This is a genomic window from Collimonas antrihumi, from assembly GCF_018304965.1.
Taxonomy (GTDB): domain Bacteria; phylum Pseudomonadota; class Gammaproteobacteria; order Burkholderiales; family Burkholderiaceae_D; genus Collimonas; species Collimonas antrihumi.
On the sequence record NZ_JAGQED010000032.1, the window covers coordinates 22,418 to 47,307 of the forward strand.

The window sequence follows — 24,890 nt, forward strand, 5'->3', positions numbered from 1 at the left end:
TCCTGTCTTTTTTCCAGAGTCAGCGCTTGCAATGAAGCCGCTTGATACACTGCAGATCCCCACCATCCGAACTCGTCACCGCGTACTTTGCGGATCGGGGCCGGATTGCCGGCTGTTGTTTGTCGGTTATCGCCTGCCCGTTATTGCTTGCTGCAGGGCGCCGTTCTTATTGTTATTGATGTTTATGTGTACTAGACTACAGTTGTTATCAGTCATCCTACAACTTGAATCGTAGTATAATCACCGAAAAATAATTTAGCAACTAGATTTACTTTTCCCGCGGCCCCATCCAATGAATACACCGCTCAATGCTCTGCCCGCTCCAAGCGCCCCGCCGAAAAAACATCGCAACCTGGCGCAGAGCGTGGTCGCCAATATTGCCGAAAGCATTCGCAGCGGCATCAGCAAACCCGGGGACAAGCTGCCGACCGAATCCGAACTGATGCGCACGCAGGGCGTCAGTCGCACCGTGATACGCGAGGCGATTTCGCATCTGCAAGCCTCGGGACTGGTAGAGACGCGGCACGGCATCGGCACCTTTGTGTTGGCGGCAAGCAACTCCAGCAATTTCGACATCGATCCGGAAACCGTGATCACCATGCGCGATATCCTGGCCATCCTGGAATTGCGCATCAGCCTCGAAGCGGAAGCCGCCGGACTGGCGGCCGCACGGCGCAACGACGAGCAGCTAGCGCAAATGCGGATGGCGCTGGATGCCTTTCAGAAAAGCGCCAACGAGCATGGCGACTCGGTTGCGGCCGATGTGCAGTTCCATTTGCACATCGCACAAGCCACCGGCAACCGCTATTTTGTGGATATCCTGACCCACCTTGGCACCACCATCATTCCGCGCACCCGGATCAACTCCGCCAAACTGGCGCATGACGATCCGGCGGCCTATCTGGACCGCGTACACCGTGAGCATGAAGATATCTACAATGCCATCGTGCGCCAGGATCCGGAGACGGCGCGGGCAGCAATGCGCACACATCTGAGTAATAGCCGCGAGCGTTTGCGCAAGGTGCAGGACAGCATGGCGTTGCAGTCGTAAGCGGATGACAGGCTGACAACGAACCGACTGCAATCAAACAAAATCGAATAATCAAGCTGCCGGCATGTCCGGCAACGCCACAAACTCCGAAAAAAAACCTCCCGGCGACGCACTGCCTGCCGCCCGTTTTGCCACGGATCTTCCCCGTTTTTAATACCCAGCTTCGCCCTCCTGAATAAAACACATAGCATTTTCCGGCTTGCATACTGCAAATCTTTGTTGTACGATGACTGATAACTTAAATCCCCGAACGCCAACAAGCCCATCTGCGCGGCAAAGGCGATCAATCATAAACCGCAGCACTACACGATACCGAGACCATGAATCCTCAAGAACTCAAACAAGTACTTTCCTCCGGCTTGCTGTCTTTCCCGATTACCGATTTCGATGTGCAGGGCAATTTCCGCCCGAGCACCTACGCGGAACGACTTGAATGGCTGGCTCCCTACGGCGCGAGCGCCTTGTTTGTCGCAGGCGGCACAGGTGAGTTCTTTTCGCTCACGACCTCCGAATATTCCGACGTAGTACGGCTGGCGGTAGAAACCTGCCATGGTAAAGTACCGATCCTGGCCGGCGCCGGCGGCCCGACCCGCACCGCCATCGCGTCCGCACAAGAAGCCGAACGCCTGGGCGCGCAAGGCATCCTGCTGATGCCGCATTACCTGACCGAAGCATCGCAAGACGGTTTGGTAGCCCACGTCGAAGCCATCTGCAATTCAGTCAAATTCGGCGTCGTCGTGTACAACCGCGGCATCTGCCGCCTGAATGCGGATTCGATGGAGTTGCTGGCCGCACGCTGCCCTAACCTGATCGGCTTCAAGGACGGCATCGGCGACATCGAACTGATGGTATCGATACGCCGCCGCCTCGGCGATCGCCTGACTTATTTGGGCGGCTTGCCGACTGCAGAATTGTTTGCCGCACCGTACAAGGCACTCGGCGTACCGGTTTATTCGTCAGCCGTATTCAATTTCCTGCCGAAGATGGCGATCGATTTTTATACTGCAGTCAAGAACGATGACCACGCCACCACAGAACGTTTGATAGATAGCTTCTTCCTGCCTTACCTGGCAATCCGCAACAAGAAAGCCGGTTATGCGGTCAGCATCGTCAAAGCCGGTGCAACCATTGTCGGTCATGATGGTGGTCCGGTGCGTACGCCGTTGATTGATCTGAATGCGGAAGAATGTGAACAATTGAAGGCATTGATTTTGGCGCAAGGGGCGCAGTAATTAACAAACAGGCAACGGCGTTTACTCCGTGGCCCGTTAAAAGGGGTCAGAGTAATTTACGACGATACGACTGACGTAAAAAAACTCTGACCCCATTTAACTACGTTTGCGGCGGGGCGAAGTAACTGCTTTTGCGGTGACGCAAAAAATCGAACATTTGTATATCGAGGAAAATAAATGAACATCACTGGTGAAATGCTTATCGGCCAATCCAGCGTACGCGGCGCCGAAGGCACGCTACGCGCAATCAATCCCGCCACCAATGAAAAGATCGGCCCCGATTTCCGCGTCGGCGGAGCCGCAGAGGTAGACCGCGCCTGCACCCTGGCGCAACAAGCTTTCGACATCTATCGCGAAACCACCCCGCAACAACGCGCAGAATTCCTCGAAGAAATCGCCAACGGCATCCTGGCGCTCGGACCAGCGTTAATCGAACGCGCAGCGCAAGAGTCCGGCCTGCCAACCGCCCGCCTGGAAGGCGAACGCGGCCGCACCGTAGGCCAGTTACGCCTGTTCGCCACAGTAGTACGCGCCGGAAACCACCTAAGCGCCACCCTCGATTCAGCACTACCCGACCGCACCCCGCCACGCTCCGATCTACGCCTGCGCAAGATCGCCATCGGCCCGGTCGCCGTATTTGGCGCCAGCAATTTCCCGCTAGCATTCTCGGTAGCCGGCGGCGACACCGCCGCGGCATTCGCCGCCGGCTGCCCGGTGGTAGTCAAGACGCACAACGCCCATCCAGGAACCTCGGAACTGGTCGGCCGCGTAATTCAACAGGCAGTCGCTACCTGCAAAATGCCTGAAGGCGTGTTCTCCCTGATCATCGGCAACGGCAACGAAGTCGGCCACGCATTAGTCAGCCACCCAGCCATCAAAGCAGTCGGCTTTACCGGCTCGCGTCAAGGCGGCCTGGCGCTGATGCGCGCAGCAGCACAACGACGCGAACCGATTCCCGTGTACGCCGAAATGAGCAGTATCAATCCCATGTTCCTGCTGCCGCATGCATTAGCGGCACGGGCATCGCAAATCGGCAGCGCTTTCGTCGATTCGCTGACCATGGGCGTAGGACAGTTCTGCACCAATCCGGGTCTGGTAATCGGCTTGGCAGGGGAACACCTGTCGCAGTTTCAAGAAGCCGCATCGCATGCACTACAAGCCAAGGCCGCCGGCACCATGCTCACACCTGGCATCCACAGCGCCTATGTCACCGGCGTCGAACGCATGAGCGCAGTTGCCGGCGTCACCACTCTCGGCCAAGGTCTGCCGGCAGGTGCCCCATGCGCCGCCCAGGCTACATTGTTTGCCACCGATGCCGCAACCTTCCTGGCGACCGGACAGCTGGAAGATGAAATCTTCGGCCCCAGCTCATTGATTGTCGCCTGCCAGAACGAAGAAGAAATGCGCGCCGTAGCCGAACACCTGGCCGGCCAGCTGACCGCCACGCTGCAGCTCGATAATGAAGATCACGCACTGGCCAGGAAACTGCTGCCAACACTGGAACGCAAAGCCGGCCGCATCCTGGTGAACGGTTATCCAACCGGCGTTGAAGTGTCTTACGCGATGGTGCATGGCGGCCCGTTCCCCGCAACTTCGGACAGCCGCAGCACCTCAGTCGGCGCCAGCGCCATCGATCGCTTCCTGCGGCCGGTGTGCTATCAGGACTTTCCCGCAGATTTACTGCCGACAGCCGTGCAAGACGGTAACCCCCTTGGATTGACGCGACTGATGGATGGGAACTTGATCAAGCTCTAAAAGGGCAATTCGACTCGAACTCGATCGTGCATGCGGGACTACGCGAAATTCTTTCGCGCAGTCCCGTTTTAACACAGCATCAGGAATTTTCAATTTCCGAGACAGTGAATTCAATACCGCCAACCCATTTTGCAATGAGGTTGTAAATCCATGCGCCAATCGCTGTGAAAATGAAACCGAAGATTGCATAAAGAAACGGCAGTATGAACATCACGCCCGTCGGTGCTTTAGGTCCGGGCATAAATGCATAAAGCAAACTCATGAGAGCAATCATCGGCAAAGAAATAGCGAAATAAAGAATTGCCAAGACTTTGGCGGTTTGAAACGGTGAAATACTGGAAATTTGTTTTTTCATGCTTTATTTTTCCCTTTTAAATGCCCGGATCGACCTTGCGATAAACGCCGATCCGGAACTTGCACGATTAGCCCGGCACCTTGCCTTCTACACCTTGCACGTAAAACTTGATGCCATGCAGGAAGCCATCATCTGGCACAACATCCTTAGCCACCACTTCCTTGCCGGCATTGTCGACAACCGGACCTTTCCAGATCGGCGCGCTACCGTCGATGATGGCCTTCTTGCGTTCGGCAACCAGCGTTCTGACCTCAACCGGCAGCACGGCATTGAAGGCGCCGAGATCGATGCCGTCGTCTTTCAGGCCAAGCCAGCTGGTGCTGGTTTTCCAGGTGCCGTCGAGCACTTCGCCGACGCGTTTGGTGTAGTACACGCCCCAGTTGATCATCGATGCCGCCAGATGCGCTTTCGGGCCGAAGCTGGTCATGTCGCTATCCCAGCCGAAGGCATATATCCCTTTTTCCTGCGCGGTCTGCACCACGGCGGCGGAATCGGTATTTTGCATCAGCACGTCAACACCCTGGCCGATCAGCGTGGTAGCTGCTTCGCGTTCCTTGCCCGGATCGAACCATTTGTTAACCCACACTACGCGGGTGGTGGCTTTCGGATTGACCGAGCGCGCACCCAAGGTGAAGGAGTCGATATTGCGGATGACCTCAGGAATCGGCACCGAAGCGACCACGCCGAGCTTGCCTGACTTGCTCATCTTGCCTGCCACTACACCAGCCAGGTAAGCGCCTTCATAGGTGCGGACATCGTATTGCGCCAGATTGTCGGCAGTCTTGAACCCGGTCGCGTGTTCGAACTTAACGTCCGGGAATTCCTTGGCGACCTTCAGCATCGCTTCCATATAACCGAACGTGGTGCCGAAGATTATCTTGTTGCCGTCGACCGCCAGCTGGCGGATAACACGCTCGGCATCGGCAGCGGATTCAGGCACGTTTTCGACGAAAGTGGTTTTCACCTTGTCGCCGTATTTTTCTTCGACTGCCTTGCGTCCCTTGTCGTGGGCGAAGGTCCAGCCGGCGTCGCCGACCGGGCCGACGTAGACGAAAGCGACCTTCAGCGGTTCGGCCTTGGCTGGCGCTGCAGCCGGCGCCGAAGCAGAAGCGGCCGGCGCTGCCGGTTCATCTTTCTTGCCGCAGCCGATCAGCGTGGCGGCGGCCAGCGCTGTGAGCATTGCGAGTGATGCCCTGCGTGAAATCCTCATTTGTATCTCCCTTGGTATGGATGGTTGATCAGCTTGCTACTGGTCTGCTAGTTGGTTGCATTGGTTACTTAACTTGCACCCGGTTTAAAAGGCTTGCCCAACGAAGCCGGCATGTTCAGGCGAATCCAGTCCGGATTACGTGAAATCAACGCCAGCACCACGATGGTTGCTACATACGGCAGCATCGACAAGATTTGCGAAGGCAGCGTCACTCCTATGCCCTGCAGGTAAAACTGCAGAATGGTGACACCACCGAACAGCAGTGCGCCGAGCAGCACACGGATCGGACGCCAGGTGGCAAACGCAGTCAAGGCCAGTGCAATCCAGCCACGGCCGGAAACCAGGCCTTCGACCCACATCGGCGTATACACCAGCGACAGATAGGCGCCGGCCAGCCCGCAGCAAGCGCCACCGAACATCAGCGCGGCAAACCGGATCCAGCGCACCGGATAACCCAGGGCATGCGCCGATTCCGGCGATTCACCGACGGCGCGCAGGATCAGGCCGGCACGGGTGCGGTAAATGAACCAGGCAATCGCCGCACACAACAGCAGCGACAGATAGCTCATCCAATGCTGCTGGAACAGTGCCTGGCCTAGAAACGGGATGTCCTTGAGTACAGGGATAGACAGCGTTTGCGACGGTAACGCCAGGCCGACAAAGCGCTGGCCGATAAAGGCCGACAAGCCGGCGCCGAAAATCGACAGCGCCAACCCGGTGGCAACCTGGTTGGTCGCCAGTACCAGCGCCAGCCAGGAAAACAGCGCCGCCATCAAGACCCCGCTGAGCGCGCCGGCCATGAACCCGAGCATCGGGCTATGCGTGGTGTAGCCGACCGCGAAGCCGGCGATGGCGGCGACCAGCATCATGCCTTCCGCGCCGAGATTGAGGACACCCGCACGCTCGTTGATCAGCAGGCCGAGCGCCGCCAGCAGCAACGGCGTTCCAGCATTGATCGAGGCGGCGATAAGAGAAGCGAATTGTTCCATGTTTAAACCTCGACTTTCCGGCGCAGACGATAATCGATCAAGGTATCGCTGGCCAACAGCAGGAACAGCAACATGCCCTGGAACACGCCGGTGATTGCCGATGGCAGGCCGAGCCGCGATTGCGCCAGTTCACCGCCCAGATAGAGTAGCGACATCACCAGCCCGCCCAGCACCGCGCCGACCGGATGCAGACGCCCGATAAAGGCGACGATGATGGCGGCGAAGCCGTAGCCCGGCGACACCGACGGCAGCAACTGGCCGATCGGACCGGCAATTTCAAACGCTCCCGCCAGGCCGGCGAAACTGCCGGAAATCAACAACGAGGTCCACAATGCGCTACGGCTGGAAAAACCGGCATAACGCGCCGCGTGAGGTGCGGTGCCGCCGACAAACAGCGAAAAGCCGCGCAAGCTGCGCGTCACGAACACCGTCATCACGGCCGCCAGCACCAGCGTGACGACAAAGCCGATATGCAGGCGTGTCCCGCTGATCAGTTCCGGCAGCATGAACTCGCTGGAGAACACTTTCGATTGCGGGAAGTTCATGCCGTTCGGATCTTTCAACGGCCCGTTGACCGCATACATCAGCAGTAATTGCGCGACGTAGGTCAGCATCAGCGAAACCAGGATTTCGTTGGCGTTGAAACGGTCACGCAACAACGCCGTAATACTGGCCCAGAAAGCGCCGCCGAAAATACCGGCGACGATCATCAGTAACAAGCCGATGCCGCCGGGAATCGCATGCCCAGGCACATCGATCAGCACCAGCGCGCCGCCGGCAAACAGCGCGCCGACAGTGAATTGTCCTTCGGCGCCGATGTTCCAGACATTGGCGCGAAAGCATACCGCCAGGCCCAGCGCACACAATATCAGCGGGATCGATTTCAGCAGCAGCTCGCTGATGGCGCGCTTGCCGTTGAAAGGATCGATCAGGAATACTTTCAAGCCGGCCAGCGGATCCTTGCCCAGCGCAATGAACAGCAATGCGCCAAGCAACATGGTCATCACAATCGCAATCAGCGGCGACAGATACGTCATCGAACGCGATGGCGTGCCGCGCAGCTCCAGTTTCCATGGCCACAAATTACGCATGCGCGGCCTCCTGACCATCTGGCCCGTCCTGCCACAGGCCACTCATCCACAAACCGACTTGCTCACGGGTAGCCTGCTCGATCTGGATCGACGGTGACAGTTTGCCCTTGGCAATCACGTGCAGCCGGTCGCACAGGGCAAACAATTCATCGAGCTCTTCAGAAATGATCAGCACCGCACAACCTTCCTTTTTCAACGCCAGGATTTCCGCGTGAATTTGCGCCGCGGCGCCCACATCCACGCCCCAGGTCGGCTGCGCCACGATGAATACGCTCGGCTTGCGGTCCAGCTCGCGGCCGACGATGAATTTCTGCAGATTGCCGCCGGACAGACTTTTAGCCAGCGCATCGGGGCCGCTCGCCTTGACTTTGAAGCCTGTAATGATAGCTGCGGCAGCATTGCGGGTGTAAGCAAAATCGATCATGCCGCGTTTGACGTAAGGGGTCTTCTGATGCGACAACAGCATGTTGGCGGCCAGCGACATGGTCGGCACCGCACCGCGGCCCAGTCTTTCCTCCGGCACCAGTCCGAGGCCGAGCGCGCGGCGCGGGTTAGGTGCAAGGTGACCGGCGGCACGACCGGCCAGCATCAGCATAGTGGGCGCAGCGCGCTGATCTTCGCCGGACAGCGCAGCCAGCAATTCCTGCTGGCCGTTGCCGGAGACACCTGCGATACCGACGATCTCACCGGCCCGCACTTCGCATTCGATATTGTGCAGCTCGGTGGCGAACAGATGCGCTTTCGGCAAACTAAGGCGGTTGATATGCAGCTTGCGCTCGCTGCGTTGCGAATCTGGATTACGTTCGCGCTGCAAGCGCACCAGCTCATCGCCAATCATCATGCGCGACAAACCGGCGCTGGTTTCGTTGCGCGGATCGCAGTTACCGGTGACCCTGCCGTTGCGCATCACCGTGGCGATGTGGCACAGGGCGCGGATTTCATCGAGCTTGTGGCTGATGTAGAGTATGCTGCAGCCTTCGGCGGCCAGCTTGCGCAGGGTGACGAACAGTTTGTCTACCGCCTGTGGCGTCAATACTGAGGTTGGCTCATCAAGGATCAGCAGTTGCGGATTGGTCAGCAAAGCGCGTACGATTTCCACCCGCTGGCGTTCGCCTACCGACAGCGTATGCACATGGCGATGCGGCTCCAGCTCCAAACCGTATTTTTCGCCGGTCTGTCGGATTTGCGCGACCAACTCCGGCATGCTGACATCAGATGCCATGCCGAGAGCGATGTTTTCCGCCACGGTCAGCGTATCGAACAAGGAAAAATGCTGGAACACCATGGCGATGCCGAGCTTGCGCGCCACATGCGGATTGGCGATATGCACTTGCTCGCCGTTCCAGAAAATCTCGCCGGCATCCGGTTTCACCGTGCCGAAAATAATCTTCATCAAGGTCGATTTACCGGCGCCGTTCTCGCCGAGAACAGCATGAATTTCGCCGGGGGCAACGCACAGATTGATATCGTCATTCGCCAGCACGCCTGGATAGGCTTTGCGGATATGGGCGATTTCCAGACGCGGTATGGTTGAAGTCACTTTCTTTTGCCTGTACCAGTAAAAGACTGTTGCAAAATGATTCCAGCGTTGCTGCAGCGTTGTTACCTTACCGTCCTGCGTGCGCGTTTCAGCGCATGCGATGCTAGCAACATGCTACATCAATTCCTATGCTTATCGCCGACTTAAAATGCAATGATTTGCCGGCATAAAGTCCTTACAAAAGCAAACTGCATGCCAGAGGCCGATACGGGAAGGCTGAAAGCATCTGGCGCGGTTTGTGCCTGTGATTTTGCGGTAGCATGAGCACAGGCTTGCAATCCAAACGGAAATGAGACCCATGAAAAAAAAGTCTGGTAAGTCTGGCGACGCGGCTTCCGCGCCGGCCAAAGCCGTCACCAAACGCGGCAGCGGCATTGTCGACCAAAAGATTTACGACTCCGTCCTGAAAGCGGTGATGAGCCAGCGCCTGCCGCCTGGAACCAAGCTGACCGAATCCAGCCTGTGCGACCTGTTTGCCGTCAGCCGGACCATCGTGCGCAAGGCGATCCAGCGTCTGGCGCACGATCATATTCTCGAATTGCGCCCCAACCGCGGCGCCATCATTGCCCAGCCGACGCCTCAGGAAACGCGCGAAATCTTCGCCGCGCGGCGTGCTATCGAAGCAGCGATCGTGCCGCTGGCGGCAACCAACGCCACCCGCGCGCAAATCACTCGCTTGCGTCAGATCGTGAGAGAAGAACATGCGTCCTTTCATTCCGGCGATCACGCCAAATGGATACGCCTGGGCGGCGAGTTCCATATCCTGTTGTCCGAGAGCGCCGGCAATCCGGTGCTCACCCGCTTCCTGCGCGAACTGGTATCGCGCTGTTCCCTGATCATCGCGCTGTATCAGGCGCCGGGCAAGACTGCCTGCCCGAACGACGAACACGAACAACTGATCGACGCGATTGCCGCCGGCGATGCCGCGCAGGCCGTCAAAATGATGAATCACCATCTGCTCGATATCGAGCGCGCCCTGCGCCTGAGCGACGACGAACACGACGTGGACCTGGCTGAAATACTCGATATCGCATAGATACCGCAGCCTCTTTAAAGTGTATACAACTTATTAAAATGTGTCGCTATTCCGACACATCGATACGCACTAATCCGGCTCTTTCCTGATCCCGGCATCCCTAATTTGGCGCGGGACTCACCAATAAACAGCGTTATTTTTCGCCAATTATGGCCCTGCCTTGAACAACTCCAATTGCCGTTGATGCATCGCGGTCTGGCATCAAAAACGGCTTTTCATATGTATACAATATATTTTCGATATAAATCGTAATTCGATTTCTTCACCATTTCTTCCATGATTCCTGCCTGGAAAAATTCTGGCACGGTCTTTGCGTTGACTGAATCCGGTCCGGTCAATAGTCGAGATAGCTTCTCGATGATCTGATCTCAACTTGCGCGATGTAGGCACAACAAAAAAACAAGCAAGTTCGGTTTATCAATGTCGATACTACGGGAGTGGAAAAATGGGGAAAAAAGCGAGGGCGCGCGCCCACATGCGTTGCGCACATAAAGTGGTCTTGACGCTGGGCGCAGCGCAAGGTCGAAAAGATCAAGGACGTACCGATCTCGGTGACCTTGCTCAAGGGTGAAACCCTCGATGTCCTCAACTCCGGCGGCCAGGATATTCGCGTGCTGGCGGCCAAAGTGAGCAGTTGACAGCAGTCGGCGGCGCCTCCAACTCGATCATGCTGGGACTGGCGATATCTGCGGCATTACCCTCGCAGGCACAGGCAGCTCGACAACCGTGGAGCGCGAAGTTAACGTGCCGCCCTTTGAAAAACTGATGATCAAACTGATGAACCAGCCGACGTCGCCTGCGCCAAAAGCGGCAGAGGCTGGGTCGGCCAAACGCTGATCAGTTCATCGCGGTGCCTGGCAGTTTACGATTTGGCGGAGTAGAAACGATATATCGCTCGGTAAGGCACACGCGCTTCTTTGCCGAGCACGGCTTGATTGCAACCGTCCATCGGCGCCTTACCGCCAACCGTTTGCAACCGCTGGATGCTTTGCGTCTGGCCGAAGACACCGGTGCCGGAGGTCGCTTTTGCGCTTAGCAGCAACCACGTAATGGCATTGGCGTCGGGACCGGTGTTTTGCGCCTGCACTGCGCCAACCACCTTGCTGCCATCCGTCGATTCCCAGCTCGGACCGGCGTAATGCCAGCCTATCTTTTGCCCACCCTGGTCAAACAGATCGGCTTCCGGCGCCATAAACTGCCATTCGAATTTGGAAGCGTCGTTTTTTGCGGTGGCGCATTGATAAATTTGCACGCCGGTCGCCTTTAGTTCCAGCGACAAAGCCTGCGTCGGCGCTACATTCAGATTGGCGGGAACCTCTATCGGCTGCGGCCCGGCACAGCCGGCCAGAAACGCTGCGCAGCAGGTTGCTACTGTTGCCAGACCTAGCATTTTCCTTGCCATTTTGCTTCCTCCAGATAATTTTATGGATGCGTTTGACAAATATATCGGGCTGAATCTTTTGCAGCGTCCTTATTGTAAAGCCATAGTTGGTCTAGGCACGGTTCTTGAACCATGCTGCCGTCGCTGCATCGGCGGGGAAAAATGATTCTATCCGCAACTCGTGGACAGTAACATCGTGCGGCGTTCCCATGGTGGCGATCGAGGTGAACAGATTCAATTCCACATCATCCTTCCTGATCGTCATCGCCAGGAACGGCAAGACGCGGGTATCGAGATTCGGCGTCTGCGTGGCGGCCTTGATGCCTGCCAGCGCGATCAACTGTTCCAGCAGGCTGGTGGCCTCGCTGCCCGGACCGTCGCTCATGGCTTCGCGCTGTATCCAATGCAACAGATCGGCGCTGACATCCTGCCAATTCACCAAATATTTCCGGATGGCTTGCGGATCCAGCATCAGCTTCAGAACGTTGATGCCTTCACGCGGAATCGGCTGGTTCTCCGGCAACTCCAGCAGCCACCTTATCATCATGGCTGCCGGTCCGTTGCTCATCACCAGGTTCCACAAGCGGTCCACCACCAGTGCCGGATAAGGCGCTTGCTGGGCCAGCATGAAATCCAGCGCCTGCTTGACCGAGCTTAACTCAGGATCGGTCAATTTCCGCTCCTGGTAGGCCGGCGCGAAACCGGCTGCCAGCAACATCACATTGCGCTGCCGCAGCGGGATGTCGAGTACCGTCCCCAGCTTCAGGATCAATTCCCGGCTCGGCTGCGATCGCCCGCTTTCCAGGAAGCTGATGTGGCGCTGCGAGATCTGGCTTTCGGTAGACAAGCGCAACTGGCTGTAGCCACGCTTGTCGCGCCAATAGCGCAATGCTGCCGCGAAGTCGTTGAAATAGCGATTCGGTGCAGCCGGTTCTGCGCCTTGTTTCACTACGACCGGCTTCACCGAGCCCGCCTTCACCATGGCTTGCTGTACGCCCATAATTTGGCTCCAAAGGATTACCGGGCAGTTTATCTGGATATCGAAAAAACCGCCCGCGGTTCGCTGGAGACGGCTTCAAGCCGGCAAGTTCATCGCATCCAGGAAGCCCGTGACGCTGCTGATGCGTCCGTCTTCCGCCACCACCACGATATCGGTGCCGTATGCAACCGGCTCTGCGCCATCGGCAGCCAGGGCCCAGGAAAAGCGGACGACATCATTATGGCCGTCTTGCTTGCCATGCAGTTTGAAGCGCAACCCGGCAAATTGCTGTTGCACTGCGCCGATCATGGCATCCAACCCGTCGTGGCCGGCGTTGCGCGTCATCGGATCGACATAGGTTGCTTCCGGGGTAAACACCGTCGCTATCAGCGCGCGGCGGCGGATGGCGTCCGGTTCGTCCCAGGCTGCGATATAGCGGCTGGCGATGGACGAAGCTTCATTTGCGATGTTCTTGGCGGTAGTGGAGTTGGTGGCGCTGGTCATGATCGTGCTCCATTCAAGGATAGGATAGGATTGGTTGGTTCGGGGAGAACTGCTTTGTCGTTGTCGACAGTTGCATTCTCCGCGCCAAACCAGGCACGGTCGATTACCTCTCAGGTAATCAAATGAAGGCGGTGGCAAGCAGGCCGCCAAGCTGATCCCGCAATCGACGCTGATCGAGTTTGCCGGCCTCGGCCACGCGCCGCAAATGGAGCAGCCGGCCGAGTTTCATAAAACCTTGCCGGACTGGCTTGCCAGGTAATAACCGGTAATCGTCGAGTCGCCGGCTAAGGCGTGACCAGTGCACTGAAATTCACGCGCGCCAGATAAGCCGCCGGTATCTCGTTAAGCATCACGCTATAGTTGATATCGACGGCGCCATCCTGAACCTCCTGCAAGTCTTGGTCGACATAGGTAGTTGCGGTGTCGCTCAGCTGCGCGATCTGCTTGCCGTCACGATAAATCGTCAGCGGCATGCCGGATGGCGCATCTGGACCGCGCCACTGCAACGTGACACTTCGCGCAGTGTTATCGGCCTTGGCCGTCAGCTGCCGCACGCCGAGTGCGCCCGTCAGCGGTACGCCATCGACATGGTAATTGGCGGCATCCAGCTTGATACCCATATGTGCCAGCACGGTGGGTACGATATCGGCTTGCGTAGCGTTGCCGTACAGGCCATTGAAACTGCTGTCTGCGGGATCCTTGACCGGCGCATTGAGCTGGGCATTGGCGGTTTTGTTGATGGCGATGAAGGTGGTTTTTTCGCTTAAGGTCTGACCGCCATGATGATGGCCATCCGGCAAAGCACGGCCGTGGTCCGGTGTAACGATAACCAGCCAGTCCTCATCAGAATGCGTTTGCTGGCGACGGTGCAGCGCTGTCAGCACTTGTCCCACCTGGCCGTCGACAATCTGGATCGCGGCTTGATAGGCCGGAACAAAACCGACGGCGTGTCCCGTCTTGTCCGGTTCATCAAAGTGCGCGAACACAAAATCGAAATCACCGAAACGCAGCGCGCCGCTGGCCTTGTCGGCTACGCATTGATCGACGTCGTTGCATTTTTCTGCCAGATCTATATAGCCCAGATCAATATCGCGGGCAAAATTGTCGTTGATGGTATTCCAGCTGACGATACTGGCGGCACGCCGTGTGGCATCGGCATTTTTGATCAGCTTGAAGACGCTGTCGGCCTGGTTGCGTAGCTTGCCGTCGTTTGCCGTGACCTTGTGCCGATTCGCCCAGGCGCCGGTCAGGATGGTGGTCCAGCCCGGTCCGCTATAGGTAGCTTGTTCGGTCGGACTGCCGACGATGCCGCCGATATAAGTTTTAGCGACGTGGAATTTGGCGATATTCGGCGCCTGCCCGGCGGTGATGGCTTCTTGCAGCTTCTCGTATTGCATGCCGTCGACGCCAATTACCAACGCCTTGCGTTTGCTGAAATCGACATTGGCTGGCGGCGGGTGGCCAGCGTTAATTGCCTGGCCGCCGCCACAGCCACTCAATAATATTGCAACCGTTATGACCGATGCGGCCAAGCCGAGCCATCTTCCGCGACTATTCATTGCAAGCATGTTTTCCTCAAAATTGCATGACAATCCCGGGCAAATTGAATGGTTCTAATGATTTTTTCCGTGATCCGCTTAACGTTTACCAGGCTGTAGCAAGCCCCACTGCGACAGCATCCACGCCATCTCGAACGAACGCTCCTTGATGGCATCGTAGCGGCCGGAAGCGCCGCCGTGGCCGGCGCCCATATTGACCTTGAGCAGCAAGGTGTGATGGTCGGTTTTCATGGCGCGCAGTTTGGCGACATATTTGGCTGACTCCCAATACATCACCTGGCTATCGTTGAGGCCGGTAGTGACCAGCATGGGAGGGTAGGCTTTGCGCTCGATATTATCGTACGGCGAATAGCTGCGCATGTAATCGTAGGCCGGCTTCTCGTTGGGGTTGCCCCATTCCAGATACTCGCCGGTGGTCAGCGGCAGGCTGGCATCCATCATGGTGTTCATCACGTCGACAAACGGCACCGCCGCGTGCACCGCATGGAACAGGTCGGGCCGCATATTGGTGACTGCGCCCATCAGCAGGCCACCGGCGCTGCCGCCTTCGATGATCAGGTGCTGCGGACTGGTCCAGCCCTGCCTGATCAAATATTCGGCGCTGTCGATGAAATCGTTGAAAGTATTCTTCTTGTGCATCAGCATGCCATCGTCATGCCAATGTTCGCCCATATCGTTGCCGCCGCGGATATGCGCTTCGGCGAATATGACGCCGCGATCCAGCAGGCTGACGCGGCTGTTCGAGAAACTCGCGTCGGCAGGAATGCCATACGAACCATAGGCATACAGCAGCAATGGCGCCGAGCCGTCCAGCTTGATGCCCTTCCTGGCGACGATCCAAAGCGGCACTTTGACGCCGTCACGCGCGGTGGCCCACAGGCGCCTGGTCTCATACAAAGCGGGATCGTAGCCAGGCACTTCCTGCTGCTTCAGTACTACGCGCTGACCGCTCGCCATGTCGACATCGAACACCGTCGACGGCGTAACCGGCGACTCGTACATCAGGCGATATTGACGTGAGGTGAATTCCGGCGTGCCGCCAGGGTGCGAGGCGTATACCGCTTCATCGAACTGCACGGTCTTCCAGCTGTGATCGGCAAAATTGTAGATGCGGGAACGCTCTTGCGCATCCGACTTTTCGCTGACCACCAGGAAATCACGGAACAGTTCGAACGATTCCAGCAACACCGCGGGATCATGCGCTACCAGTTCTTTCCAATGATCTGGACTCGGAGTTGTCAACGGCGCTGTCACCAGGCGGAAATTCTTGGCATCCTTGTTGGTCATGATGAACAGTTCGCCATCGCGATGATCGACATGGTAGCGATGCCCGGTTTCACGCCCCAGCACTGAATGGAAGCTGCCTTCCGGCTGGTCTGCCGGTAGCAGGCTGACTTCGGTGGTGTCGGTGCTTTGCGCTTCCAGTTCAATGAATTTGCGGTCGCCGCTGATGCCGACGTCCAGGTTGAATTGCTCCACCGCTTCGCGATACACCTCGACCGGCTTGCTGCCAAGCTTGAGACGCAGCAGCAGATCAGAACGCTTGGTGGTGGCGTCTTCCTGCACCAGGAACAAGGTCTGGCTGTCGGCGGCCCATGCCAGGCTGGTGACGCGCTCCACTGAATCGTCCAGCAATTGCCCGGTACGGAGATCCTTGATGTGCAACTGATATTGCCGATATCCGGTGGTATCGGTGGAGTACGCCAGGTAGCGGTCATCGTGGCTGACTGAAAAACTCTCAACCTCAAAAAACTTCTTGCCCTTGGCCAGCTGGTTTTCATCCAGCAGGATTTCTTCCGTGGCGTTGGCGTCATAGGCAAAATCGGCGTCGGCCTTGGCAAGCCGACGGCAAATGATCGGATACTGCTGGCCGGCCTCGGTGCGGCTGTAATAGTAAAAATTGCCGCGCCGGGTCGACACCGACAGATCTGTTTCCTTCATGCGGCCCTTTATTTCGCCGTAGAGTTTTTTCGACAGCGGCGCCAGCTCCTTGGTCATTGCCTGCGTATAGGCATTCTCCGCTTTCAGGTAGGAGATCACCCTCGGATCGGCTTTTTCACGCAGCCAGTGATAGTCGTCGGTGACGATTTCTCCATGCCGGGTTTCTTGCCATGCTTGCCTGGCAGCGACTGGCGGCGTTGGAAGGGGCGCTGCAAAAGTAGGGGTAGAAGTGGAAGTCATCAGAGCCAGGAAAAATGCGCTCAGGGTATGAGCGCGTTGCTGAAGGAAAGGCATAGTGTACTGATCCTAGTATGGATAAGCATGAATGTACACCTGGCGCATCGGCATGGATTGAAAAATTCGGATACGCATACCGGTTAGAATATCTTTCCGCCACTTACAGCAGCAAAACAAGATGACAACACCGTCCGCGGATTTCGATCTCATCAGCTCACTTGAGGAACGTGCGTTTAATGCATGGCCGGCGCAAAAATCTGCGCTTTGCGGTGGCTGGTTATTACGTCTGTCCGAGGGATATACCAAGCGCGCGAATTCTGCCAATGCCTTGCGTCCGACGGTGGCATTCGGCGAAACACTGCGGGTCGTAGAGAATTTCTATGCGAGACATGGCTTGCCAGCGATTTTTCGCTTATCGCCGCTGGCCGGCGCCGAACCGGACCGCGCACTCGACCAGGCAGGATATCGTAAAATCGACCGTACACTTGTCATGACTGCATCGCTGGCGACCTCGACACTAGCGTCGACTTCGCGCGATGTGGTGATTGAAGCCGCTGCAAACGATACGTGGAGTGCCGGTTTTTCGCAAGCAAACGGCGTCCCATCCGGCTCGCGGGCGGTGCATGACCGTATGCTCGCGGCGATCACGATGCCAGCCGCGTTCGCCACGCTCATTGAGAATGAAACGCCGGTTGCCTATGCTCTGGCGGTAGCAGAGAATGGGATTGTCGGCCTGTTCGATATTGTCGTCGCGCCGGATGCACGCCGTCGTGGCGTTGCGACAAAGCTCGTTACAGCTCTGCTGGAGTGGGGACAGGCGCAACGTGCTACACGCGCATATCTCCAGGTTGTTGCCGATAACCTGCCGGCAATTGCGCTGTATCGAAAACTCGGGTTCGATGAACAATATGAATATCATTACCGCATACGTCCATAAAGCATGACTTCTCAAACTCATAACTCCCTGCCCGCCGCAGCCATCCTCGCAGAACGGCGCCGATCCGGCACGCGCGGCGCACGCCTGCCGCCCTCCTTGCGACCACTGGATGCTGCGGCAGCGCTCGCAGTGCAGGCTCTCGTGAGTGAACAGCTGGGCGACAAGATCATCGCGTGGAAATGCGGATTGCCTGTCGATGGACAACCCGTGCTGGCCCCCATCTATGCCCGCACCGTCTACAGCGGTGGCGCGTGCGCGGCGTGGGTACGCGACGGCCAGGTCCGGGTTGAACCGGAACTGGCTTTCGTCCTCGCTCAAGATCTGCCGACGCGATCTTCGCCCTACTCGGCAACGGAAATTGATGCTGCTATCGGCGGTACCTACCTTGCACTCGAGCTGATAGACAGCCGCTACAGCGAACCGGATGAAGCGGGTTTTATTGAAAATCTGGCTGACGGTTTACTCAACCAAGGGTTGTACCTCGGCCCGCTGGCGGATGCGGAAGCTGCGCATGCTGCTACCGAATTAGCGATCCGAATCAGCATTGCAACCCAGGAAACAAACCAGCTAAGTGGCCGCCATCCTGCCGTCAATCCACGCGCTCCGCTGTACTGGCTGGTAGAGTTCCTGCGCGCTGCGGGGCAGGGATTGCAGGCCGGACAAGCCGTTATCACCGGCTCCTACACCGGCAGTTTCGGCTTGCCGGTGGCGCAGGACATCGCAATACGCTACGGCGATCTGGGCGAACTAGCCGTCCGTTTTTCGCCGAGATGAATGTCGTTGCAGACACCGTCGGCCACTTCCGGCCGCGCCTGACGCTGCAAACCCTGGGACGCGGCGACGGCCTCCTGGGAATGCGCCCTTCCGGTCCGTTCGGCCCGCGCGGCCCCAACGTGACAGTGGCGCAAATCACTTGGACGTATGTCACCGACGATGGCTTGCAGTGGGAGACTGCAGCACCTACCACGCTGCTGAATCGCCGCCCGGCATCGGCGCAAACGGTGGAAGACAGCCAAGGTCGACGCCTGTTGCTGCGCGACCTGGGGGCTGAAGCCGACGCCTTGGACCTGGTGTGGGACCTGGGCTTGCACCCGCTGCCGAGCGATACTCTGCAATGGCGCACGGAAAGCGCTGCGCAGGACGCGGGGCAAACGCTGGCGTCGCTTTGGACTTTGGTGCAGGAAGATTTTTTCGGCGATTTCTGGGCGGAGCAATTGCCGGATCTGCAGGCAAAAGGCTGGGCTATCGTGGTACGTCCCGGTTTTGCGCATGAAAGCGTGCCGGTGGATGTCTGGCACCTGATCGTAAGCCCCGAGACCGGCCAGGTACTTGGCAAGGAAGTTGCTGCGCGCATGCGGGGTCGCGAGCAGATGGTAACCGCCTTGGGTCTGCCTGCCGGCGAAGGCTCGTGGTTGCTGACCCTGGGCATTGAAATCGAAGGCGAGATGGTGGATCTGGTGCCGTTGCTGGCCCATCTGCTGCAACGCGACGGGCGCTGGCTGGACGCCAAACAGATTGCCTTGATCGACGATCACGCCTTGATCAAGCTGCGAGCACCGGGCGGCAAACGCATTGAAGCCCGGGCGGCGCCGCTCAAGGCAATAATCGGCAGCATGCTGGAGTTGCTGACCGACCCTCAACGCAAAGACGGTCCGCTGCTGCTGTCATCCTGGGACGCCTATCGGCTCGAGACAATGCGCCTGAGTTTGCTGGATACGCAGCGCGAACGCGCCGGCAACCACGGCAGCTGGCAATTGCAAGGCGACGCCGGCCTGCGCGCGCTGGCGCAACGACTGCAAGGCGCCGGCACACCGCCGGCCATCGTAGCGCCGAGCGGCCTTGGCGTTACCCTGCGCCCCTATCAATTACACGGCGTGGCTTGGCTACAATACCTGCGTGAGCATCACTTGGCCGGCATCCTGGCCGACGATATGGGTCTCGGGAAAACCGCGCAAGCGCTGGCTCACTTGCTAATCGAGAAACAGGCAGGCCGTCTCGACCTGCCCGCACTGGTTGTGTTGCCGACTTCTCTGATCTTCAACTGGCAGGCCGAAGCCAGGCGCATGGCGCCCGATTTGCGTGTGCTTGCGCTGCAAGGGCCGGAGCGCCATCGCGATTTTTCTCGCATGGCTGAGTACGACCTGATCCTAACTACTTACCCGTTGCTATGGCGCGACCGCTCCACGCTAGAAGCACAGCCGTTTCACATGCTGATCCTGGACGAAGCGCAGACCGTGAAAAACGCCACCGCCCGCAGCGCCGGCGCCGTGCGGCGTTTGCGCGCGCGGCATCGATTGTGCATCACCGGGACGCCGCTGGAAAATCACCTGGGAGAACTGTGGACCCAATTCGATTTCCTGATGCCCGGTTTCCTCGGCGACATGCGAAGCTTCACGCGCTTGTGGCGCAAACCGATCGAGTATGGTGGTCAAACCCTGCGCGCGCAATTGCTGGCGCAAAGAGTCAGGCCGTTCATCCTGCGCCGCCGCAAAGATGAAGTAGCGAGCGAACTGCCGCCACGCAGCGAGGCAATCAAGCGCGTGCAATTGCAAGGTCGGCAACGCGATCTTTACGAAAGCGTCCGTTTGGCCGCCGACGAACAGGTACGCGGCGTCCTCAAACGCAAAGGCTTTGCCGGCGGACAAATCACGATTCTCGACGCCCTGCTCAAGCTACGGCAGGTATGCTGCGATCCGTTCCTGCTGAAAGGCATGGAACACCCGGCGAGCATGGAACGCGCCAAACTGGAACTGCTGCGCGACATGCTGCCGGCACTGGTGGCGGAAGGCCGGCGTATTCTGGTGTTTTCTCAATTTACCGAAATGCTGGACTTGATTGCGGTCGAACTCGATGCTTTGCAACTTCCGTGGCTGGCCTTGACCGGCAAGACGCCGCCGGCAAAACGCGGCGAGCTGGTAGCGCAATTCCAGAGCAAAACCGTACCCTTACTGTTGATCAGCCTCAAAGCCGGGGGCGTCGGCCTCAACCTGACCGCCGCCGACACCGTGATCCATATCGACCCGTGGTGGAACCCCGCAGTGCAGGAACAAGCCACTGCCCGCGCCCATCGTATCGGCCAGGAGCAGACAGTGTTCGTCTACAAGATCGTGGTTGAAGGCAGCATTGAGGAACGCATTATTGAGCTGCAGGCGCGCAAGGCCGCGTTGGCGGAAGGTGTGCTGGGTAGCGATGCGGCGTTGGCGATCAAGTTTAGTAGTGAGGATTTGCAGTTGTTGTTGGCGCCGTTGGTTTGAGTGATGTCAAACGTTTGTCGAGTACCGGCGCACGTCTCCACGGAGTAGCAAACGTATTAATCAACGCAAATGGTAAGATAGCTACCCCTCAAGCTGTCAAGGCCCACCATCATGTCATTCTCCAACCTGGGCCTGTCCCCCGCCATCCTGCAAGCCATCAGCACACGCGGCTACACCACGCCAACCCCGATCCAGGTAGCGGCAATCCCCGAAATCCTGCGCGGCAACGATGTACTGGCAGCAGCCCAAACCGGCTCCGGAAAAACCGCCGCATTCGCCCTACCGCTACTGCAACTAATACTAGAAACCCCTACCGAAAAACCGCGCCGGCTAAGAACCCTGATCCTGGTCCCAACCCGCGAACTAGCTCAGCAAACCGCAGAATCCATCCGCACCCTCGCCCAAACCAGCCCGCAACCGCTAAAAATCGCCGCCCTGTTCGGCGGCGTATCGATCAATCCACAAATGATGGATCTGCGCGGCGGCGTCGACATCGTGGTCGCAACACCCGGCCGCCTGCTTGACCTGATTGATCACAACGCCCTCAGCATCGCGACGGTATCCTCACTGGTGCTGGACGAAGCAGACCGTCTGCTCGACATGGGATTCGCCGACGAAATCGGACGCATCCTGGCATTGCTGCCCAAGCAACGCCAAAACCTGTTTTTCTCAGCAACGTTCCCACCCGCAGTCCACGCACTCGCCGCCAAGATGCTGCACCAGCCGGCCCGCATAGCCATTCCTGCACTAGAACAAAACCAGCCAGCCATCCAGCAACGCGCGATACAAGTCGACGCCGGCCGCCGCACCCAATTGCTGCGGCATCTGCTACGCGAAAACAACTGGGGCCGGGTACTGGTTTTCGTCGCCACCAAATACGCAGCGGAACACATTGCGGAAAAACTCCATCGGGCAGGCATCAAAGCCGCCGCCTTCCATGGCGAGTTCAGCCAAGGCGCACGCGACGAGGTATTGGCGGATTTCAAAGCCAGCAAAGTGCAAGTGCTGGTAGCCACCGACGTCGCCGCCCGCGGTATAGACATTGCACAATTACCGGTGGTCCTGAACTACGATCTGCCACGCTCGGCGGTGGACTACACCCATCGCATCGGCCGTACCGGCCGGGCTGGCAAAAGCGGCATCGCCATCAGCTTCATCAGCGCCGATACCGAAGCCCATTTCCGCCTCATAGAAAAGCGCCATCATCTGAGATGCGAGCGCGAGCAGATTGCCGGGTTCGAGCCTGTCGTCACTGCAGTTTCAGCCAGCACTGAATCGCCCACCGACACCGCCAACGGCGGCATCAAAGGCAAAAGAAAGAGCAAAAAAGACAAGTTGCGTGAGGCGGCAGCGCGGGATTCAACTGACTAAACTGGTTTAGCTAAAAACCAACATTTGCTGAGCAACCGCACCATATCAGGCCGCCTGCAGTTGCTTGATGGCTGCCAACTCCTCTGTCATTTGCGCGCGGCGCGTTTCCAGATCGTAATGCGATTGCAGGTTGCTCCAGAAATCCGCAGACATGCCAAAATACTGGCCGAGGCGCAACGCTGTATCGGGCGTGATGGCTCGCCCATGCTTGATGATCTCGTTGATACGTCGAGCCGGTACATGCACGGCTTTTGCCAGGGCGTATTGGCTGATATTCATCGGTAATAGAAACTCTTCATTGAGAATTTCGCCGGGTGTTGCGAGAGCAATTTGCCTGGTCATGGTGGACCTCATCAATGATAGTCGACAATTTCAACATGGCTTGCACTGCCATTCGTAAAACGAAAGCAGATACGCCACTGATCGTTGACGCGAATACTGTACCGTCCCTTACGCCCGCCTTTCAAGGCTTCCAACCGATTGTTCGGCGGCACTCGCAAGTCATTTATATTGTGCGCCGCATGCAGCATCTGCATTTGAAATGCAGGCTTTAATTGGCAGTTTAAATGATTAGCAATTGCCATTAAGGCAATTTCTATAAGGTATACCGGAACAAACCATTGAACTCAATTGAGTTTCACATAGCGATAAATTACACTCTCACCTGCGTGACACAATCACGGCCTCACCCGTTGACCGGCGCCAACCCGCCGCAAACACCCGTATCACTGACCTTAACCCCTGGAGTCTATCGGGCTGAGGTGATCGGCTGCAAAAATAGCTGAACGGTCCATATTTCACCGGCTTCTTGGTCAATAGCTAGGCTATTGACACTGCGAATCCGGCAAAATCTGTCCTCGCCCAGCTATTTTTTCGCTTCGATCCCCTCAACCCGACAGACTCCGAAGATAACGGAAAACCATAGCCCGCCCTACCCGGACGAGTGAATGCTATCCGCACGGAGCCAAAAGCATGAGTACCTTCATTTTTAATGAATTGAATTTCGACAACCACGAGCAAGTGGTCTTCGTTTCCGAAGAAAAATCCGGCCTCAGAGGCATCATCGCTGTCCACAACACCAACCTCGGCCCGGCCATGGGCGGTTGCCGCATGTGGGACTACGCCAGCGAAGCCGTCGCCGTCAACGATGTGCTGCGCCTGTCGCGCGGCATGACCTACAAGAATGCAGTTGCCGGCCTGCCTATCGGCGGTGGCAAAAGCGTGATTATCGGCAATCCTAAAACCGCCAAGACACCCGCCTTGTTCGAGGCCATGGGTGAAGCCCTGGAACGCCTCGGCGGCCGTTACATCACGGCGGAAGATGTCGGCACCAGCCCGGCCGACATGGCGCACATCGCCACCAAGACCAAATACGTCGCCGGCCTCGGCGCCAGCGGCGATCCTTCGCCGTTCACCGCACTGGGTTGTTTTGTCGGCGCGCAAGCCGCGGTCAGGCATTACCTGGGACGCGACTCGCTGGAAGGCTTGACGGTTGCGGTACAAGGACTGGGCAATGTCGGTTACGACTACGCGCGCCGCCTGCATGCCGCCGGCGCCAAGCTGATCGTCACCGATATCGATCAGACAGCGCTAGAACGTGCGCGCACCGAGTTTGGTGCCGAAGTAGTGGCAACCGACGCCATCTATGACGTACAAGCCGACATCTACGCACCATGCGCACTGGGCGCCACGCTCAACCCGGCGACCCTGTCGCGCCTGAAAGCCAAGATCGTTGCCGGCGCTGCCAACAACCAGCTGGCCACCGCTGAAGTGGGCGAACTGCTGCGTCGCAAAGAAGTGTTGTACGTGCCGGACTTCGTGATCAACGCCGGCGGCATCATCAAGGTTTGCTACGAGTACTACGACAAACCGGAAGCCGATGTCGAAGCCCACGTGCGTGAAATCGGCGTGACCCTGGGCGAGATTTTCAAACGCGCCGACGCGGAAGGTTTGCCGACCAGCGTGGTAGCAGACAAGCTGGCTGAAGCGCGCTTCAAGCACTAAGCAATGTAGTGTTTTGGACTGGCAGGGTGGAAAGCGCCATATGCTTGCGCCCTGTTTTTTTATTTGCGTCGTTTTGGTGACATTTTCCGATAGCGGTTCCCGCAAAAAATTGCAGCGATGCCAGTCACTATAAGAACTGGAATTTCAAGACGGTCTCCTAAGTGAATTCGCGTCGAGTAGCTAATAAGAATTCCTTCGAAAAGACCGTATACAAACAAGAACACGAGAAAGCTGATAACGTAATGCATGCAATTCGCATTGCCGTGACGATCGGATGTGCCAGCATACCCGTCGGTTCACGATAAGGAAATTTTCGATTCCATATAAAAAATATTGGGGACCTGTCAGGAATTCTGTGTGCGGGATCAGAATTTCATAGTTAGTCAATTGCGTTGGTAAAGCGTTCGCCGAACATGATGGCGAATTGGTTGGCTGCCAGCTTCCATGTTCGCTGTGGCATCTTC

Annotated in this window: 21 protein-coding genes and 1 pseudogene; 10 read left to right on the forward strand and 12 right to left on the reverse strand. The window is 57.6% G+C overall.

The window, feature by feature from the left end; all coding sequences use genetic code 11:
• Window positions 1-292 precede the first annotated feature (292 nt).
• From KHU29_RS19495 to KHU29_RS19505, 3 genes are all read left to right on the forward strand, one after another.
• Complete coding sequence (locus tag KHU29_RS19495; RefSeq protein WP_211454916.1) at window positions 293-1,051, forward strand: FadR/GntR family transcriptional regulator; 759 nt, start codon at window positions 293-295, stop codon at window positions 1,049-1,051.
• Window positions 1,052-1,371: 320 nt separating this feature from the next.
• On the forward strand, window positions 1,372-2,283 hold the full coding sequence (gene kdgD / locus KHU29_RS19500; protein WP_211454918.1) for a 5-dehydro-4-deoxyglucarate dehydratase: 912 nt from the start codon (window positions 1,372-1,374) through the stop codon (window positions 2,281-2,283).
• Between the two features lie 177 nt (window positions 2,284-2,460).
• Window positions 2,461-4,038 carry an aldehyde dehydrogenase (NADP(+)) gene (locus tag KHU29_RS19505; RefSeq protein ID WP_211454920.1) on the forward strand — a complete coding sequence of 526 codons (1,578 nt, stop codon included), beginning with the start codon at window positions 2,461-2,463 and terminating at the stop codon, window positions 4,036-4,038.
• A 79-nt stretch (window positions 4,039-4,117) separates the two neighbouring features.
• Here KHU29_RS19505 and KHU29_RS19510 read toward each other — a convergent pair whose 3' ends face one another.
• From KHU29_RS19510 to KHU29_RS19530, 5 genes are all read right to left on the reverse strand, one after another.
• Complete coding sequence (locus KHU29_RS19510) at window positions 4,118-4,393, reverse strand: DUF3566 domain-containing protein (RefSeq protein WP_211454922.1); 276 nt, start codon at window positions 4,391-4,393, stop codon at window positions 4,118-4,120.
• A gap of 67 nt (window positions 4,394-4,460) precedes the next feature.
• Window positions 4,461-5,603, reverse strand: a complete 1,143-nt coding sequence (locus KHU29_RS19515) for a BMP family ABC transporter substrate-binding protein (protein ID WP_211454924.1) — start codon at window positions 5,601-5,603, stop codon at window positions 4,461-4,463.
• A 68-nt stretch (window positions 5,604-5,671) separates the two neighbouring features.
• Window positions 5,672-6,592, reverse strand: a complete 921-nt coding sequence (locus KHU29_RS19520; protein WP_211454926.1) for an ABC transporter permease — start codon at window positions 6,590-6,592, stop codon at window positions 5,672-5,674.
• A 2-nt stretch (window positions 6,593-6,594) separates the two neighbouring features.
• A complete protein-coding gene (locus tag KHU29_RS19525; RefSeq protein WP_246542306.1) occupies window positions 6,595-7,683 on the reverse strand; it encodes an ABC transporter permease in 1,089 nt (362 codons plus the stop codon).
• Window positions 7,676-9,223: an ABC transporter ATP-binding protein gene (locus KHU29_RS19530; protein ID WP_211454930.1), complete on the reverse strand. Its 1,548-nt coding sequence runs from the start codon at window positions 9,221-9,223 to the stop codon at window positions 7,676-7,678. Before KHU29_RS19530 ends, KHU29_RS19525 begins: the two co-directional genes overlap by 8 nt.
• Window positions 9,224-9,521: 298 nt before the next feature.
• Between KHU29_RS19530 and KHU29_RS19535 the strand changes: the two genes are divergently transcribed.
• Window positions 9,522-10,259, forward strand: a complete 738-nt coding sequence (locus tag KHU29_RS19535; RefSeq protein WP_246542308.1) for a GntR family transcriptional regulator — start codon at window positions 9,522-9,524, stop codon at window positions 10,257-10,259.
• A gap of 862 nt (window positions 10,260-11,121) precedes the next feature.
• Here KHU29_RS19535 and KHU29_RS19540 read toward each other — a convergent pair.
• The 3 genes from KHU29_RS19540 to KHU29_RS19550 form a co-directional block, all read right to left on the reverse strand.
• On the reverse strand, window positions 11,122-11,661 hold the full coding sequence (locus tag KHU29_RS19540; protein ID WP_211454933.1) for a DUF3455 domain-containing protein: 540 nt from the start codon (window positions 11,659-11,661) through the stop codon (window positions 11,122-11,124).
• A 91-nt stretch (window positions 11,662-11,752) separates the two neighbouring features.
• Complete coding sequence (locus KHU29_RS19545; RefSeq protein ID WP_211454936.1) at window positions 11,753-12,640, reverse strand: helix-turn-helix domain-containing protein; 888 nt, start codon at window positions 12,638-12,640, stop codon at window positions 11,753-11,755.
• A 75-nt stretch (window positions 12,641-12,715) separates the two neighbouring features.
• Complete coding sequence (locus KHU29_RS19550; RefSeq protein ID WP_211454938.1) at window positions 12,716-13,123, reverse strand: nuclear transport factor 2 family protein; 408 nt, start codon at window positions 13,121-13,123, stop codon at window positions 12,716-12,718.
• A 133-nt stretch (window positions 13,124-13,256) separates the two neighbouring features.
• On the opposite strand from KHU29_RS19550, the pseudogene KHU29_RS22285 reads away from it, so the two are divergent.
• Window positions 13,257-13,382, forward strand: a pseudogene (locus tag KHU29_RS22285) (alpha/beta fold hydrolase); the annotation flags it as partial.
• A gap of 25 nt (window positions 13,383-13,407) precedes the next feature.
• Here KHU29_RS22285 and KHU29_RS19555 read toward each other — a convergent pair.
• Entirely contained in the window at window positions 13,408-14,622 is a 1,215-nt protein-coding gene (locus KHU29_RS19555; protein WP_246542310.1) for an alkaline phosphatase family protein, read from the reverse strand.
• Window positions 14,623-14,760: 138 nt separating this feature from the next.
• Window positions 14,761-16,917 (reverse strand): S9 family peptidase, encoded by a 2,157-nt coding sequence (locus KHU29_RS19560; protein WP_246542312.1) that lies wholly within the window; start codon window positions 16,915-16,917, stop codon window positions 14,761-14,763.
• A gap of 121 nt (window positions 16,918-17,038) precedes the next feature.
• Between KHU29_RS19560 and KHU29_RS19565 the strand changes: the two genes are divergently transcribed.
• The 4 genes from KHU29_RS19565 to KHU29_RS19580 all read left to right on the forward strand — a co-directional run bounded on the left by KHU29_RS19565 (window position 17,039) and on the right by KHU29_RS19580 (window position 22,422).
• The gene (locus tag KHU29_RS19565; protein ID WP_211454942.1) at window positions 17,039-17,797 is read left to right on the forward strand and encodes a GNAT family N-acetyltransferase; all 759 of its coding nucleotides are present in this window, start codon (window positions 17,039-17,041) and stop codon (window positions 17,795-17,797) included.
• Window positions 17,798-17,800: 3 nt separating this feature from the next.
• Window positions 17,801-18,571, forward strand: coding sequence for a fumarylacetoacetate hydrolase family protein (locus tag KHU29_RS19570; protein WP_211454944.1), 771 nt, complete (start codon window positions 17,801-17,803; stop codon window positions 18,569-18,571).
• The gene (locus KHU29_RS19575; RefSeq protein ID WP_211454946.1) at window positions 18,568-21,051 is read left to right on the forward strand and encodes a DEAD/DEAH box helicase; all 2,484 of its coding nucleotides are present in this window, start codon (window positions 18,568-18,570) and stop codon (window positions 21,049-21,051) included. Before KHU29_RS19570 ends, KHU29_RS19575 begins: the two co-directional genes overlap by 4 nt.
• Window positions 21,052-21,162: 111 nt before the next feature.
• On the forward strand, window positions 21,163-22,422 hold the full coding sequence (locus KHU29_RS19580; RefSeq protein ID WP_211454948.1) for a DEAD/DEAH box helicase: 1,260 nt from the start codon (window positions 21,163-21,165) through the stop codon (window positions 22,420-22,422).
• A gap of 45 nt (window positions 22,423-22,467) precedes the next feature.
• On the opposite strand, the gene KHU29_RS19585 is transcribed toward KHU29_RS19580, so the two are convergent.
• Window positions 22,468-22,764 carry a HigA family addiction module antitoxin gene (locus KHU29_RS19585; protein ID WP_211454950.1) on the reverse strand — a complete coding sequence of 99 codons (297 nt, stop codon included), beginning with the start codon at window positions 22,762-22,764 and terminating at the stop codon, window positions 22,468-22,470.
• Window positions 22,765-22,775: 11 nt separating this feature from the next.
• Window positions 22,776-23,006: a type II toxin-antitoxin system RelE/ParE family toxin gene (locus KHU29_RS19590; protein ID WP_211454952.1), complete on the reverse strand. Its 231-nt coding sequence runs from the start codon at window positions 23,004-23,006 to the stop codon at window positions 22,776-22,778.
• A 388-nt stretch (window positions 23,007-23,394) separates the two neighbouring features.
• Between KHU29_RS19590 and KHU29_RS19595 the strand changes: the two genes are divergently transcribed.
• Entirely contained in the window at window positions 23,395-24,426 is a 1,032-nt protein-coding gene (locus KHU29_RS19595; protein WP_211454954.1) for a Glu/Leu/Phe/Val family dehydrogenase, read from the forward strand.
• The last annotated feature ends 464 nt before the right edge of the window (window positions 24,427-24,890 follow it).

Excerpts from the sequence above, each read along its gene's own strand:
- KHU29_RS19495 (WP_211454916.1), top strand. The coding sequence starts at position 293 with ATGAATACACCGCTCAATGCTCTGCCCGCTCCAAGCGCCCCGCCGAAA.
- kdgD (WP_211454918.1), top strand. The coding sequence starts at position 1,372 with ATGAATCCTCAAGAACTCAAACAAGTACTTTCCTCCGGCTTGCTGTCT.
- KHU29_RS19505 (WP_211454920.1), top strand. The coding sequence starts at position 2,461 with ATGAACATCACTGGTGAAATGCTTATCGGCCAATCCAGCGTACGCGGC.
- KHU29_RS19510 (WP_211454922.1), bottom strand. The coding sequence starts at position 4,393 with ATGAAAAAACAAATTTCCAGTATTTCACCGTTTCAAACCGCCAAAGTC.
- KHU29_RS19515 (WP_211454924.1), bottom strand. The coding sequence starts at position 5,603 with ATGAGGATTTCACGCAGGGCATCACTCGCAATGCTCACAGCGCTGGCC.
- KHU29_RS19520 (WP_211454926.1), bottom strand. The coding sequence starts at position 6,592 with ATGGAACAATTCGCTTCTCTTATCGCCGCCTCGATCAATGCTGGAACG.
- KHU29_RS19525 (WP_246542306.1), bottom strand. The coding sequence starts at position 7,683 with ATGCGTAATTTGTGGCCATGGAAACTGGAGCTGCGCGGCACGCCATCG.
- KHU29_RS19535 (WP_246542308.1), top strand. The coding sequence starts at position 9,522 with ATGAAAAAAAAGTCTGGTAAGTCTGGCGACGCGGCTTCCGCGCCGGCC.
- KHU29_RS19540 (WP_211454933.1), bottom strand. The coding sequence starts at position 11,661 with ATGGCAAGGAAAATGCTAGGTCTGGCAACAGTAGCAACCTGCTGCGCA.
- KHU29_RS19545 (WP_211454936.1), bottom strand. The coding sequence starts at position 12,640 with ATGGGCGTACAGCAAGCCATGGTGAAGGCGGGCTCGGTGAAGCCGGTC.
- KHU29_RS19550 (WP_211454938.1), bottom strand. The coding sequence starts at position 13,123 with ATGACCAGCGCCACCAACTCCACTACCGCCAAGAACATCGCAAATGAA.
- KHU29_RS19560 (WP_246542312.1), bottom strand. The coding sequence starts at position 16,917 with ATGCCTTTCCTTCAGCAACGCGCTCATACCCTGAGCGCATTTTTCCTG.
- KHU29_RS19565 (WP_211454942.1), top strand. The coding sequence starts at position 17,039 with ATGACAACACCGTCCGCGGATTTCGATCTCATCAGCTCACTTGAGGAA.
- KHU29_RS19570 (WP_211454944.1), top strand. The coding sequence starts at position 17,801 with ATGACTTCTCAAACTCATAACTCCCTGCCCGCCGCAGCCATCCTCGCA.
- KHU29_RS19575 (WP_211454946.1), top strand. The coding sequence starts at position 18,568 with ATGAATGTCGTTGCAGACACCGTCGGCCACTTCCGGCCGCGCCTGACG.
- KHU29_RS19580 (WP_211454948.1), top strand. The coding sequence starts at position 21,163 with ATGTCATTCTCCAACCTGGGCCTGTCCCCCGCCATCCTGCAAGCCATC.
- KHU29_RS19585 (WP_211454950.1), bottom strand. The coding sequence starts at position 22,764 with ATGACCAGGCAAATTGCTCTCGCAACACCCGGCGAAATTCTCAATGAA.
- KHU29_RS19590 (WP_211454952.1), bottom strand. The coding sequence starts at position 23,006 with ATGGCAATTGCTAATCATTTAAACTGCCAATTAAAGCCTGCATTTCAA.
- KHU29_RS19595 (WP_211454954.1), top strand. The coding sequence starts at position 23,395 with ATGAGTACCTTCATTTTTAATGAATTGAATTTCGACAACCACGAGCAA.